The organism is Uliginosibacterium silvisoli, from assembly GCF_036017035.1.
Classification (GTDB): domain Bacteria; phylum Pseudomonadota; class Gammaproteobacteria; order Burkholderiales; family Rhodocyclaceae; genus Viridibacterium; species Viridibacterium silvisoli.
In genome coordinates, this window is sequence record NZ_JAYXHS010000001.1 from 1,547,973 (window position 1) to 1,560,923 (window position 12,951).

Annotated in this window: 11 protein-coding genes; 2 read left to right on the forward strand and 9 right to left on the reverse strand. The window is 63.0% G+C overall.

Translation table 11 applies throughout. From position 1 onward, the window contains the following. Positions 1-35: 35 nt before the first annotated feature. The 8 genes from glxR to VVD49_RS07080 all read right to left on the reverse strand — a co-directional run bounded on the left by glxR (position 36) and on the right by VVD49_RS07080 (position 8,476). Positions 36-953 carry a 2-hydroxy-3-oxopropionate reductase gene (gene glxR / locus VVD49_RS07045; RefSeq protein WP_327598951.1) on the reverse strand — a complete coding sequence of 306 codons (918 nt, stop codon included), beginning with the start codon at positions 951-953 and terminating at the stop codon, positions 36-38. Between the two features lie 124 nt (positions 954-1,077). Then, a complete protein-coding gene (locus VVD49_RS07050) occupies positions 1,078-1,851 on the reverse strand; it encodes an HpcH/HpaI aldolase family protein (RefSeq protein WP_327598430.1) in 774 nt (257 codons plus the stop codon). A gap of 35 nt (positions 1,852-1,886) precedes the next feature. Beyond that, on the reverse strand, positions 1,887-2,681 hold the full coding sequence (locus VVD49_RS07055) for an ABC transporter ATP-binding protein (RefSeq protein WP_327598431.1): 795 nt from the start codon (positions 2,679-2,681) through the stop codon (positions 1,887-1,889). Between the two features lie 10 nt (positions 2,682-2,691). Then, positions 2,692-3,525, reverse strand: coding sequence for an ABC transporter ATP-binding protein (locus tag VVD49_RS07060; RefSeq protein WP_327598432.1), 834 nt, complete (start codon positions 3,523-3,525; stop codon positions 2,692-2,694). A gap of 12 nt (positions 3,526-3,537) precedes the next feature. After that, positions 3,538-4,452 (reverse strand): nickel transporter permease, encoded by a 915-nt coding sequence (gene nikC, locus VVD49_RS07065; protein WP_327598433.1) that lies wholly within the window; start codon positions 4,450-4,452, stop codon positions 3,538-3,540. Between the two features lie 11 nt (positions 4,453-4,463). Further along, complete coding sequence (locus VVD49_RS07070; protein ID WP_327598434.1) at positions 4,464-5,510, reverse strand: ABC transporter permease; 1,047 nt, start codon at positions 5,508-5,510, stop codon at positions 4,464-4,466. 146 nt (positions 5,511-5,656) lie between these two features. Beyond that, positions 5,657-7,270: an ABC transporter substrate-binding protein gene (locus VVD49_RS07075; RefSeq protein WP_327598435.1), complete on the reverse strand. Its 1,614-nt coding sequence runs from the start codon at positions 7,268-7,270 to the stop codon at positions 5,657-5,659. 51 nt (positions 7,271-7,321) lie between these two features. Next, a complete protein-coding gene (locus tag VVD49_RS07080) occupies positions 7,322-8,476 on the reverse strand; it encodes a mandelate racemase family protein (protein WP_327598436.1) in 1,155 nt (384 codons plus the stop codon). A gap of 350 nt (positions 8,477-8,826) precedes the next feature. Between VVD49_RS07080 and VVD49_RS07085 the strand changes: the two genes are divergently transcribed. Next, positions 8,827-9,546: a FadR/GntR family transcriptional regulator gene (locus tag VVD49_RS07085; protein ID WP_327598437.1), complete on the forward strand. Its 720-nt coding sequence runs from the start codon at positions 8,827-8,829 to the stop codon at positions 9,544-9,546. 121 nt (positions 9,547-9,667) lie between these two features. Here the strand turns inward: VVD49_RS07085 and VVD49_RS07090 are convergent, their stop codons facing one another. Further along, on the reverse strand, positions 9,668-10,537 hold the full coding sequence (locus tag VVD49_RS07090) for an HDOD domain-containing protein (protein WP_327598438.1): 870 nt from the start codon (positions 10,535-10,537) through the stop codon (positions 9,668-9,670). 288 nt (positions 10,538-10,825) lie between these two features. On the opposite strand from VVD49_RS07090, the gene VVD49_RS07095 reads away from it, so the two are divergent. Then, positions 10,826-12,916, forward strand: coding sequence for a M3 family metallopeptidase (locus VVD49_RS07095; RefSeq protein ID WP_327598439.1), 2,091 nt, complete (start codon positions 10,826-10,828; stop codon positions 12,914-12,916). The last annotated feature ends 35 nt before the right edge of the window (positions 12,917-12,951 follow it).

Below are 12,951 nucleotides of genomic sequence, written 5' to 3' on the forward strand. Positions count from 1 at the left end.
TGCCTGATGAGTGCTGGAAAGGTTATCGGAAGCGCTCACTGTCCACTGGCTTCGGCGATGTCGTGATTGGCCATCAACTCCAGCGCGCGTACCAGCGCCGAGTGATCTTCGCCCGCACCGCCGTGTGCCGCACAGGTGTTGAACAGCTCCTGTGCGGTCGCCGTGTTGGGCAGGGCGACGCCGAGTTCGCGACCCGTGCTGAGCGCGAGGTTGAGGTCCTTCTGGTGCAGTTCGATGCGGAAGCCAGGCTTGAAGGTGCGCTTGATCATGCGTTCGCCATGAACTTCGAGAATGCGCGAGTTGGCGAAGCCACCCATGAGGGCCTGACGTACGCGAGCAGGATCGGCTCCAGCCTTCGATGCAAGCAGCAGCGCTTCGCCGACTGCTTCGATGGTCAGCGCGACGATGATCTGGTTGGCGACCTTGGTGATCTGGCCGTCACCGTTGCCACCGACGAGGGTGATGTTCTTGCCCATCAGTTCGAACAAAGGCTTTGCACGTTCGAAGGCGGCGTCCGGGCCGCCGACCATGATGGTCAGCGTGGCGGCCTTGGCACCCACTTCACCGCCTGACACGGGCGCATCGAGGTAGTCGCAGCCGAGCGCATTGATGCGTTGCGCGAAGGCCTTGGTGGCGACCGGCGCGATCGAGCTCATGTCGATGACCAGCTTGCCGTCGCTGAGACCGGCTGCGACACCGTCGGCGTTGAACAGTACGGATTCGACGTGTGGCGTGTCCGGCACCATGATGATTATGACATCTGCATTGCGTGCGACTTCGGCGCCGGTCTCGCAGGCTTTGCCGCCTGCCTGGGTGAGTTCTGCAGGGACGCCCGAGCGGGAGTGCAGGAAGAGGGTGTGGCCGCCCTTGATGAGGTTGGCTGCCATGGGCGTGCCCATGATGCCGAGGCCGATGAAACCGATGTTGCTCATATTGAGGGGCTCCGTCTGGATTGTCTGAAGAGTGCTTGTGAGTGGGGGCCCTCACCCGCCCCTGTCGGGGCACCCTCTCCCACGTCTGGGAGAGGGTGGTCCGTCAGGACCGGGTGAGGGAAACGTTCAATGAATGCCGGACTTCCTAAGCGACATGCGCAAAGCGCGCAGCCAATTGCTCCACCGCTCGCGCCAGCAGCGCAATGTCCGCTCCGACAGCCACGAAGCCACAACCCTGTTCGATGTGCTTGCGCGCCAGCGTTTCGTCGCCGGTGAGGATGCCCGCCGGCTTGCCTGTCGCACGGATGCGGCGGATGGCGTCGGCGATCTGGTCCTGCACTTCGGCATGCGCCGGGTTGCCGATCTGGCCGAGCGAGGCGGACAGGTCGCCGGGACCGATGAAGATGCCGTCCACGCCCTCGACCGCTGCGATCTCCTCGATGTTGCGCAGCGCTTCCGCAGTCTCGACCTGCACGATCACGCACATCTGCTCGCTGGCCAGCTTGTGGTAGTCCTTGACGCGGCCGAAGCGCGAGGCGCGCGACAGGCCGGTGAAGCCGCGTACGCCACCTTCGTTTGGATAGCGCGTGGCCTGCACGGCGCGGCGCGCTTCGGCAGCGTTCTGCACTTGCGGGATCAGCAGGGACTGCACGCCGAGGTCGACGATGCGCTTGATCATGACGAAGTCATTCCATGCGACGCGCACGATGGGATGCGTGCCGCCCTCCACCATGGCCAGCAACTGCTGATGCACGAGGATGACCTCGTTGGGTGAGTGTTCCATGTCGATGAGGATCCAGTCGAAACCGGCACCGGCAATGACTTCCATCGAGACATAACTCGACAGGTGCGACCACAGGCCGATCTGGCGTTTGCCCGCAAGGATGGCTTGCTTGAATGTATTGACGGGTATCTGCATGGTGATGTGTCCAGGGTGAAGCGTGTCTGTGGGAGTCAAGCGGCTTGCAGCGCGATGTTCTGCGCCAGCTCGCGGCTGTAATGACGGCTGGCTTCGACCAGCATGCGGGTGTAGGGGTGGCTGGCGCTGTTGCTCTCGAGCGCATCGCGTGTGAGGGTCTCGACGATGCTGCCGTGCTGCATGACGGCGATGCGCTCGCACAGGTGCGCAACCACGCTGAGGTCGTGCGTGACCATCAGGTAGGTGAGGCCGTCGCGGGCGCGCAGGTCGACCAGCAGGTTGAGAATTTCGGCCTGCACGGAGACGTCGAGCGCCGAGGTCGGCTCATCGAGAAGCAGCACTTTCGGTTCGAGGATCAGTGCGCGCGCAATCGCCACGCGCTGACGCTGGCCGCCGGAGAGCTGGTGCGGATAGCGGTAGCGGAACGAGGGATTGAGGCCGACTTTGGTGAGGATGTTGTCGATACGCGAACTGCGGTCGCCGATGCCATGGATGCGCAGCGGCTCGGCAAGCGCCGTCTCGACGGTGTGGCGTGGATGCAGCGAGCCATACGGGTCCTGGAACACCATCTGCACCCAGCGGCAACGCTCGCGGTCGAGCTTGTGGGCGAGTGGCTTGCCGGCGATGGCGAGTTCGCCCTGCCAGTGGTTGTAGAGGCCGGCGAGGCAGCGCAGCACGGTGGTCTTGCCGGAGCCGGATTCGCCGACGAGGCCGAAGCTCTCGCCAGCAGCCACGCTGAGGCTCACGTCCCTGAGCACGCGGTTGGCTTTGTCGCCAAGGCCGAACGTGAGGTTGAGGGCGCGGATGTCGATCATCGTATTGGTAATCATGTGCTTTTCCTCAAGCGGCCCAGGCCGGGTCGCGTTGCAGTACGGGCAGGCGCTCGCGACGCTGGTCGAGGCTGGGCAGCGCTTCGAGCAGGCCACGCGTGTAGGGGTGCTGTGCCTTGTCGAGGTCGGCGGCGGCGATGGATTCGACTACCCGACCGGCATACATCACCAGCACGCGGTCGCAGAAGCTGCGCACGAGGTTGAGGTCGTGGCTGATGAAGATCAGGCCGAGGCCGCGCTGGCTGACGAGGTCGTCGAGCACGCCGAGCACCTGGATGCGCACCGAGACGTCGAGTGCGGAAGTCGGCTCGTCGGCGATGACGATCTCCGGCTCGGGGATCAGCATCATGGCGATCATGATGCGCTGGCCCATGCCGCCGGAAACCTCATGCGGGTAGAGGTTGTAGACGCGTTCCGGATCGCGGATGCGCACGCTCTCCAGCATGGCGATGGCCTTGGCGCGTGCTTCGGCCTTGCTCACCTTGCGGTGCGCGAGATAGGCCTCGGCGATCTGCTCGCCGACGCGCATCACCGGGTTCAGCGAGTATTTCGGGTCCTGCATGATCATCGACATGCGACGGCCGCGGATGGCCTGCATCTCGCGTTCGCTGCAGGCGAGCAGATTGGTGTCGCCGAACTGCAGCTTGCCGTCGATGCTCGCGCTGTGGGGATGCAGGCGCAGCAGGGCGCGACCGATGGTGGATTTGCCCGAACCGGATTCGCCGACGATGGCGAGCTTCTCGCGGCCGAGCTCGAAGGACACGCCGCGAACTGCGTGCACTACACCGTTGGCGGTGTTGAAACGCACGTTGAGGTCTTCGGCTTTCAGTAATGGTGAGTTCATGTCGTCTTCCTCCTATTCGCTTCGCGGGTCGAGCACGTCGCGCAAGCCGTCACCAAGCAGGTTGAAGGCGAGGCTGACCATCATGATTGCGGCACCGGGCATGGCGACCAGCCACCAGCACTCGAGCATGTAGCGACGGCCGGCAGAAATCATCGCGCCCCATTCCGGCATCGGCGGTTGCGCGCCGAGGCCGAGGAAGCCGAGACCGGCTGCGGTGAGGATCACGCCGGCCATGTTCATGGTCAGGCGCACAATTACCGATGACAGGCACATCGGCACGATGTGACGCACGATGATGCGTGCCGGCGAGGCCCCCTGCAGCTGCGCAGCGGCAACGAAATCGGCCTTGCGCAGCGACAGCGTTTCGGCGCGTGCCAGACGTGCGATCGGTGGCCATGCGGTGAGTGCGATGGCGATGATGGCGTGGTCCAGACCCGGGCCGAGGGCGGCGACGAAGGCCAGTGCGAGCACGAGGCCGGGGAAGGAGATGAAGATGTCGGTGACGCGCATGAACACCGTGTCCACCCAGCCGCCGAAGTAGCCCGAGATGGTGCCGACGGCGAGACCGACGGGACCGACGACAATCGTCACCAGCGCGATGATGTAGAGCGTGATGCGTGAGCCATAGACGAGGCGGCTGAAGATGTCGCGGCCATACTCGTCGGTGCCGAACCAGTGCTCGGCACTGGGCGCCTTCAGCGCGTCGGAGAGATCCTGTGCAACGGGCGTGTGGGTGGCGATCCACGGAGCGAAGATCGCCACCAGCACGAGCAGCAGGACGACGGCGAGGCCGGCCACGGTAAGCGGGTTGTGCGTCAGGCGCCGGGCCCCGCGCCGGATGGTTTCGCGCCATGCGGCGGCGCTGGACTGCGGCACGTCGGACGCGAGGGCGCTCTTGTTCAGCGAAGGGCTTGGAGTCGTAGTCATGGCGGCGGACATCAGCGGGTTCTCGGATCGAAGACCTGATACAGCGCATCGGCAATCAGGTTGAGGGTGACGAAGATGATGCCGATGAGCAGCACGCAGCCCATCACGGCGTTCATGTCGCCCAGCAGGAGGCTGCTGGTGAGGTACTGGCCGAAGCCCGGCCAGGCGAAGACGGTCTCGATCAGCACCGCGCCTTCGAGCAGGCCGCCGTAGGCCAGCGCCACGATGGTCAGCAGCTGCACGAGGATGTTGCGGAAGGCGTGGTTCCAGATCACGTTGCGCTCGGAGAGACCTTTTACACGCGCCGTGATGATGTATTCCTGCGACAGCTGCGCCAGCATGAAGCTGCGCGTCATGCGGCTGATGTAGGCCATCGAATGCAGGCCCAGGATGCAGGCCGGCAGGGTGATGTGCTTGAGCGCGCTGCGGAAGGTGTCCCACTCGCCCTGCAGGGCCGAGTCGACCAGCAGCAGGCCGGTGGTGCGCGTGACGAGGCCGTCGTACGACAGGTCGACACGCCCTGCGCCACCGGCCCAGCCGAGCCATGCGTAGAAGATCAGCAAACCCATCATGCCGAACCAGAACACCGGCACCGAGTAGCCGCACAGGCTGATGACGCGCACCACCTGGTCACCGAGGCGGCCGCGACGCGTGGCGGCGAACACACCGAGTGGCACGCCGACCAGCGTGCCGATCAGGATGGCGACGGTGGCGAGCTCGACGGTGGCGGGAAAGACGCGCGCGATGTCGGCGGTCACCGCATGGCCGGTCAGCATCGCCTTGCCGAGATCACCGTGCAGCAGATCGCGCAGGTAGTAGCCGAACTGTACGTAGAGCGGCTTGTCGAGACCGAGCTGCTGGTAGACCTGTTGATAGGTCGATTGATCCGCATCGGAACCGACGATGGATAGCACCGGGTCGAGCGGCATCACGCGACCGATGAAGAAGGTCAGCGCCAGCAGGCCGAGCAGGGTCACAAGGACCGTGACGAGGCGATTGCCGAAACCGTGGAAGCGATGCAGGCTGATGCCGGGCATGCGCAGGGGAAGAAAGGACATGAGTGCTCCGTGTTGCATTTGATCACCAACTCAACTTCGTCATTCCCGCGGAAGCGGGAATCCACTTGCGTGTGACAAACCAATGTTGGGCGTTGGCGTGGATTCCCGCTTGCGCGGGAATGACGGGCTGTTCCTGCTGACGCTGCTTACTTCGCCTTGCTCACTTCGCGCAGTCGCGTAGTGGCGGAGGGGTGGCCGACGTAGCCCTTCACGTTCTTGGTCAGCACCACGGTGTCCACCATCTGCGACACGGGGATGATTGCGCCCACCTGCGTGTCATACAGCTTCTGTACCTCCTGATACATGGCGAGCTGTTTCTTCTCGTCGGTCTCGACTTCGGCCTTCTCGATCAGGGCGTTGATCTCGGGGCTGATGAAAGAGGTGCGCCAGCCCTGGAAGTTGGTCAGCTTGGCGGCATCGGCGTTGTCCGGGTTGTAGACCAGCGAGCGCAGGCTGCTGTGTGGATGCGGTTCGGCACCGCCGCCGCCACGGCCGACGATGATCTCGAAGTTGCGGTCACGCATCGCGCCGTACACCTGGTTGCCAGTGCCCGAGACCACGCTGGCTTCGATGCCGCCGAGCGACAGCGTTGCTTGCAGGTTGGTGGCGATGTTGATGAAGGGCGCATCCGACAGCACGCGGATGGTGGTCTTGAAACCGTTGGGGAAGCCGGCTTCGGTCAGCAGCTTCTTGGCGGCCGGCACGTTGAGCTTGTAGCCCGGATCAGGCAGCGTAGCTGGCAGGCCCATCTGCACCGGGCGTTGATGATAGAGACCGTAGTTGGGCATCACCGTCTTGTTGATGCCGTCATAGTCGATCAGGTCGCGGATCGCCTGGCGCACGCGCTTGTCGGCGAAGCGCGGGTCTTTCACGCTCATTGCGACGTAGTAGACGTTGCCGCGCTTGACGGCTTGCACGGCGACGTTCGGGTTGGTCTTCATCGCCTCGATGTCGGGCACCGACATGCCGGTCGCGACGTCGATGTCACCGCGATCGATCATCAGGCGCAGCGATTGTGATTCGGTCATGTGACGCATGATCACGCGGCGGAGTTTTGCCGGGCCGCGCCAGTAACCGTCGAAGCGCGTCATCAGCAGCACATCCTTGGCGCGCCATTCGTTGAGGATGAAGGGGCCGGAGCCGGCCGCATTGGTGGTCAGCCAGGCTGCACCGAGGTCACCGTTCTTCTCGTTCTCCAGCACCTTCTTCTTGTCGAGGATGATGGCGCTTACCGATGAGCCGAGCGTGTACAGCACCAGCTTCGGGTCTGTCGGTTCAGGCAGGTCGATGACCAGCGTATTTGGGTCTGTCGCACGGATCTGCTTCTCGACATTCTGCGCGGTGAAGCCGTAGGCCTTCCACGATGAAGCCAGTGCGAGATTGATCTTCAGCACGCGCTGCAGCGACCAGGCGGCATCTTCTGCGGTGAGCACATTGCCGGACTGGAACTTCACGCCCTTGCGGATGTTGAAGGTGATGCTCTTGCCATCTGGCGACACGGTCCAGCGTTCGGCCAGGCCGGGCAACAGCTTGCTGGTGTTGGCCGGGTCCAGCTCGACTAGCGTGTCGTACAGATTGACGTTGATTTCGGTGACGTCGTTACCCGTGGCTGCGGCCGGGTCGAGCGACAGCAGGTTGTTCATGCTCATGCCGACGATGAGCTGGTCGTCCGGCGTCTTCGCCTGGACGGAGGTCATACACAGCGATACGGCGAGCGAAACGGCAAGCACCGGGGCGCTGAGCAGATACGCGATTTTCATGATGTCTCCTTCTTTGTAATGCTTCTTGGGTACGACGCCGACTGTTTCTGCTTAGTAAGTGGCCACCGTGTTCGCTGCGATGTATTCGAAGTTGATGTCTTCGCCGAGCCCCGGCAGTTGCGAGACGTGAACGAAGCCGTCCTTGTCCATCGGGTCGGGCAGGCTGTTGAGATAGGCCGGCACGTCGTCGTATTCGAGGAAAGGGTGCAGCAGGCCGCGCTCGTACCAGCGGCAGTTCTTGATCGCCGCGCAGATGGCGAGATTCGCCGCGCCGTTGCCATGCACTTCGCAATCCATGCCGAAGGACTCGGCGAGGTGCGCTACCTTGAGCGTCGGGCTGATGCCGCCAATGCCTTGCGCGCCACCGCGCAACATGTCGCAGGCGCCAGCCACGACCCAGTCGGCGCGGCTGAAGTGTTTGCCGGAGATCGACTCGGGGCCGACGATGGCGATGTCGAGCTGGTTGGCGAGCCAGGCGTACGAGGCGATGCTCTGCTCGTTCATCATTTCCTCGAACCAGGCGAAGTTGAGTTTCTCGAGGGCGCGGCCGATCTGCAGTGCTTCGGCGCGGCTGTACCAGTGATAGCCATCCAGCATCAGCGCGATATCGGGGCCGACGGCTTCGCGCACGGCGGCGCAGGCCTTGATGTCCATCTCGACGCTGGGTGCGAATGACACTGGCGGCATCCACGTATGCAGCTTGATGCCCTTGTAACCCCGCGCCACCAGCTTCTCGGCGAAGGCCGCGTATTCCTCGGGCGTCGACAGGCCGCCCTTGAGTTCGTCGCCACACATGGTGCTGCCGTAGGCTGGCACCTTGTCGCGATAACCGCCGATCAATTGATACACCGGCATATTGGCCTTGCGGCCGGCGAGGTCCCACAGCGCCATGTCGATGATGGCCAGGGCGCGATCGGTGAGCTGACCGGCGCTGCCGCGCTGCCAGTGCTCCAGCGCATGCCAGAGTTGTTCGCGATTGAGCGGGTTGCCGCCGACCAGCACCTTGCGCGCGAACGCGTCGATGACGTGCGCACGGATCACCTCCGGCGGGCCGAAGGCGTGGCCCTCGGTGCCGTCGTCGGCGGTGATGGTCAGCATCGCCAGCCGTGCCTTGGTTTCCGGGCCGGGGTGCGAATGGCCGGCGCTGTCTACAGAGCGGAAGCTGGGGAAGGTGAACACGCTCACCTTGATGTTTTCAATCTTCATGATGTCTCCGTGTGCTGCCAGAATTGGCTATTGCTCGTCAGTCGTCATACTAGTTGAACGAATGGTACTCACAAAGAAAAATAAGTGTCAATTGTCGGGGTGTCGCCGTTTACCCGCATTACGGCGCAGTAATTACGGGAAGATTATGCACTTTTCGAGCGCTGGCGGGGCTTGCGAGAGAAAGTGACAAGCTTGAAAAATTCCGCTAATCAGGTAGGGTGGTGTAACGAGTTGCCGAAAAATTGGCGTACTCATCATACTAGTTGAGGTATGATGCGCGAAATGATCCGGTCCTTGCGAGCGGGTCGGGTGTGCCGAACAGGAAGTTGTTGTAACAAGGGATGCAATAGATGCAGAGCCTTCGTCGTCGTGAAACGCTGACCGGTCAGTTGGTCAAGACCATTTCGGAACGCATTGCCAGCGGGGCTTATCCCGTGGGTGAGCGCCTGCCCAGCGAGCAGGTGATGATCGATGAGTTCGGCGTCAGCCGCACCGTGGTGCGCGAAGCCGTGGCCAATCTGCGCGCCAGCGGTCGCGTGACGACAGTGCAGGGCGTGGGGGCGTTTGTCGTGCAGCAGGAGCGCTCGGGCGCTTTCCAGATCGAGGCGTCTGGCCTGTCAGTGGTGCAGGAGATGGTGTCGGTGCTGGAGCTGCGCATCGCGCTTGAATCCGAAGCAGCTGTGCTCGCCGCGCAACGCCGCACGGACGAGCAGCTTGCCGCCATGCGCAAGGCGCTGGCCGACATGCTGGCGGCGATCGAGAAGGGTGAAGATGCGGTGCAGGCGGATATGGAATTCCATCGCTGCATTGCCGAGGCAGCGGGCAATCCGCACTTCCTCAAGCTGTTCAACTACGTCGGGGAATTGCTCATCCCGCGCGCGCGCCTGCAGTCATTCCGCCTCGAAGGCGTGAGCATGCGCGAGTACCTGGATCGCATCCATCGCGAGCACGAACAGATCTGCTATGCGATTGAACGTCGGGATTCCGAGGCAGCACGCGCGGCGCTACGCCTGCATCTTTCGGGTAGCCGTGATCGCCTGCAGCGGAGTATTTCCAAGGTTTCCGCGTGACGAGCTTGTTGTAGGAGCGGGCCATGCCCGCGACTACGCAGCCGACGATGCGGCACTGGCTATTGTTGTACGCGGGATGTCGCGGGCAGGGCCCGCTCCTACATCTTCCGGCGTTATCAAGTCATGCTGTAAGCATTGACAGCGCCACAGCACGCTGCACACGCGCTTCATCCAGCAACTGATTGACAACCTCGCGATCGACGCCGGCGAAGGCTGCCTGGCGCAAGGCGATCTGCATTTCCAGTGACAAGGTGCTGAACGGGTTCGGTGTGCCAGCCGCGCTATTGGCGAGGAAGAGGACATCCGCGAGCTTGTTGGGTGGCCACGCGCCGCTCGGGTTCTCTTGCTCGTCGAGCGCGCGGATGATCAGCTCGGGCGTGCCGAGGGACTTGAGTACCTGCTGGCCGACTTCCTTCTGCCAGCTCAGGATGAATTCCGACATTTCGTCCTGCTCCTGCAGCAGCTCCGGGTAGGCATGCACGCGCGACAGCAGGTAGAACTGGCCGATGTCATGCACCATGCCGGCCAGCAGGGCCGTGTCGGGCGAAACGTCTTCGATTTGCAGGGCAATCGCGTAAGCCAGCGACGCCACATCCAGCGTGTGGCGCCAGAGTTGTTCGGCGAGGCGCCAGACTGGCGCGAACTCGCTGGCAGTTGCCATCTGGTCGCCGATCACGGCCAGCGCGAGCACGCGTGCGTTGTTCATGCCGACACGCATCAGCGCGCGGTGCACATCGGTCACTTCCTGGCCACTCGTGTTGAAAAAGGCCGAGTTGGCCATACGTAACATCTTCACCGACAACAGCGGTTCGAGATTTATGATGCGGGCGACGGTTGCTGTGCTGGCGTCTTCTTCGTCGAGGGCGCGGCGGATTTTCACGGCCGCCTGCATGCTGGTCGGGAAGACGAGTTCGCCGCTGGCGAGCTCGCGTTCGAGGTCGGCGGAAAACTGCACGCGTCGTCCTGCGCTGGTGGGTTCGGCCACGATCATGTTTTTTCTCCGGTCTATGGCCGCCAGATGTGTCTGCGCCGGAACCAAGGCGCGCTGGCGGTATCCCAGTAAGTGTTCTGGTGGGTGTTCCGGTATTGAGCCGGAACGTCTATCAAGTCGATAGATTGTTTTCGGCAGCATCCGCGTGTAACTTCAATCGCCAATGGCCTCAGACCGCTTTTCGACTCCCGATCCCCTGTTTCCCGCGATGTACGGCCGCTCAGCGAGCTTGATCGGTGAGCTGTTTGCCTGCTTCGCCCCCTTCAGCAATTGCCGGAAGACCCAAAGATGACCAATCCCCTGCTTGAATCGCAAGGCCTGCCGCGCTTTGATGCGGTCCTCCCCGAACACGTCAAACCCGCCGTCGACGCGCTCCTGGCTGAAAGCAAGGCCCTTGTCGCACTCCTCGAAGCCGATAAGACGGCGCCTGACTGGGACAATTTCGTCGCACCGATGATCGATTCCGGCGAGCGCTTCGGCCGCGCCTGGGGCGTGGTTGGGCATCTGCACAGCGTGATGGACACGCCGGAATGGCGTGAGGCCTACAACGCGCTGCTGCCCGAGGTGTCGCGCCACTACGCCGAGCTCGGTCAGAACCTCAAGCTGTTCTCACGCTATCGCCAGTTGCGTGACAGCGCGGTTTTCGCAACGCTGAGCCCTGTTCGGCAGCGCATCGTCGAGAACGAAGTGCGCGATTTCCGGCTGTCCGGCGCCGAGTTGCCCGAAGAGAAGAAGCCGCGCTTCCAGGCGATTGCCGAGGAGCAGGCCAGCCTCGCTGCGAAGTTCTCCGAGAACGTGCTCGACGCGACCAATCACCACAGCGAGCACGTTACCGACGAAGCGGTGCTGGCCGGTATTCCGGAAGACGCGGTCGCTGCCGCTCATGCCGCAGCCGAGCGTGCAGGAAAGGAAGGCTGGCTGTTCACCCTGCACATGCCGTCCTATTTTCCGGTGATGCAGTACGCCGAGAACCGTGCGCTGCGCGAGCGTGTGTATCGCGCCTATGCGACGCGCGCTTCGGAGTTTGCCGCCGATGGCGTGAGCCCGACGGAATTCCCTGAGCGCAACAACGCACCGAATATTGATCGCATCCTGTCACTGCGCAACGAAGCCGCACAGATGCTTGGCTATCACAACTACGCCGAGGTCTCGCTGGTTGCCAAGATGGCCGACACGCCGGATGAAGTGCTCGACTTCCTGCGCGATCTCGGTCGGCGTGCCAAGCCTTTCGCGGAGCGCGATCTGGCCGAGCTGCGTGAATTCGCGGCGCGCGAGCTGGGTCTCGCCGATGTGCAGCCCTGGGACATCACCTGGGCTTCCGAGAAACTGCGCCAGGCGCGTTACGCCTTCTCCGAGCAGGAAGTGAAACAGTACTTCCCTGAGAACATGGTGCTGCGTGGCTTGTTCAGCGTCGTCGAGAACCTGTATGGCGTCAGCATTTCACCGGACACGGCGCCGGTGTGGGAAGACAGCGTGCGCTTCTTCCGCATCGAGCGCGAGACAGCAAGCGGCAAGGAACTCGTCGGCCAGTTCTACCTTGATCTCTATGCACGCCAGACGAAGCGTGGTGGCGCATGGATGGACAGCGCCATCACGCGTCGCCGCCTCACTAGCGGCGTGCAGACGCCAGTGGCTTACCTCGTCTGCAATTTCCCTGGCCCGGTGGACGGCAAGCAGCCGACTTTCAGCCACGACGATGTCATCACCTTGTTTCACGAATGCGGCCACGGTCTGCACCACCTGCTGACGCGCGTCGACGAACTGCCCGTGTCCGGCATCGCCGGCGTGGAGTGGGATGCAGTCGAATTGCCAAGCCAGTTCATGGAGAACTTCTGCTGGGAATGGGACGTCTTGCAGGACATGACAGCCCATGCCGAAACCGGCGAGAAGCTTCCGCGCACGCTGTACGACAAGATGATCGCCGCCAAGAACTTCCAGAGCGGCATGCAGACCGTCCGGCAGGTCGAGTTCTCGCTGTTCGACATGCGCCTGCATCATGACTACCAGCCCGGCGGCAGCAAGACCACGCAGGACGTGCTGGCTGAAGTGCGCAGCGAAGTCTCGGTGATCATTCCACCGGCATGGCATCGCTTCCCGAACAGCTTCAGCCACATTTTTGCGGGCGGCTACAGCGCCGGCTACTACAGTTACAAGTGGGCCGAAGTGCTGTCGGCAGATGCCTTCTCGGCCTTTGAGGAAGCGGCGCAAAAACGTGGTGCAGAAGCGAGCGTACTCGACCGTGCAACCGGTCAGCGCTTTGCCGACGAAGTGCTGGCGGTCGGTGGTTCGCGTCCGGCGCTGGAGTCCTTCAAGGCCTTCCGCGGCCGCGCACCACAAGTCGATGCATTGCTACGCCACAGCGGCATGATTGCCGCCTGAGTCGCAGGCAGAATTCGGCGTCAGGATTGACGTGG

Excerpts from the sequence above, each read along its gene's own strand:
- VVD49_RS07050 (WP_327598430.1), bottom strand. The coding sequence starts at position 1,851 with ATGCAGATACCCGTCAATACATTCAAGCAAGCCATCCTTGCGGGCAAA.
- VVD49_RS07055 (WP_327598431.1), bottom strand. The coding sequence starts at position 2,681 with ATGATTACCAATACGATGATCGACATCCGCGCCCTCAACCTCACGTTC.
- VVD49_RS07060 (WP_327598432.1), bottom strand. The coding sequence starts at position 3,525 with ATGAACTCACCATTACTGAAAGCCGAAGACCTCAACGTGCGTTTCAAC.
- nikC (WP_327598433.1), bottom strand. The coding sequence starts at position 4,452 with ATGACTACGACTCCAAGCCCTTCGCTGAACAAGAGCGCCCTCGCGTCC.
- VVD49_RS07070 (WP_327598434.1), bottom strand. The coding sequence starts at position 5,510 with ATGTCCTTTCTTCCCCTGCGCATGCCCGGCATCAGCCTGCATCGCTTC.
- VVD49_RS07075 (WP_327598435.1), bottom strand. The coding sequence starts at position 7,270 with ATGAAAATCGCGTATCTGCTCAGCGCCCCGGTGCTTGCCGTTTCGCTC.
- VVD49_RS07080 (WP_327598436.1), bottom strand. The coding sequence starts at position 8,476 with ATGAAGATTGAAAACATCAAGGTGAGCGTGTTCACCTTCCCCAGCTTC.
- VVD49_RS07085 (WP_327598437.1), top strand. The coding sequence starts at position 8,827 with ATGCAGAGCCTTCGTCGTCGTGAAACGCTGACCGGTCAGTTGGTCAAG.
- VVD49_RS07090 (WP_327598438.1), bottom strand. The coding sequence starts at position 10,537 with ATGATCGTGGCCGAACCCACCAGCGCAGGACGACGCGTGCAGTTTTCC.
- VVD49_RS07095 (WP_327598439.1), top strand. The coding sequence starts at position 10,826 with ATGACCAATCCCCTGCTTGAATCGCAAGGCCTGCCGCGCTTTGATGCG.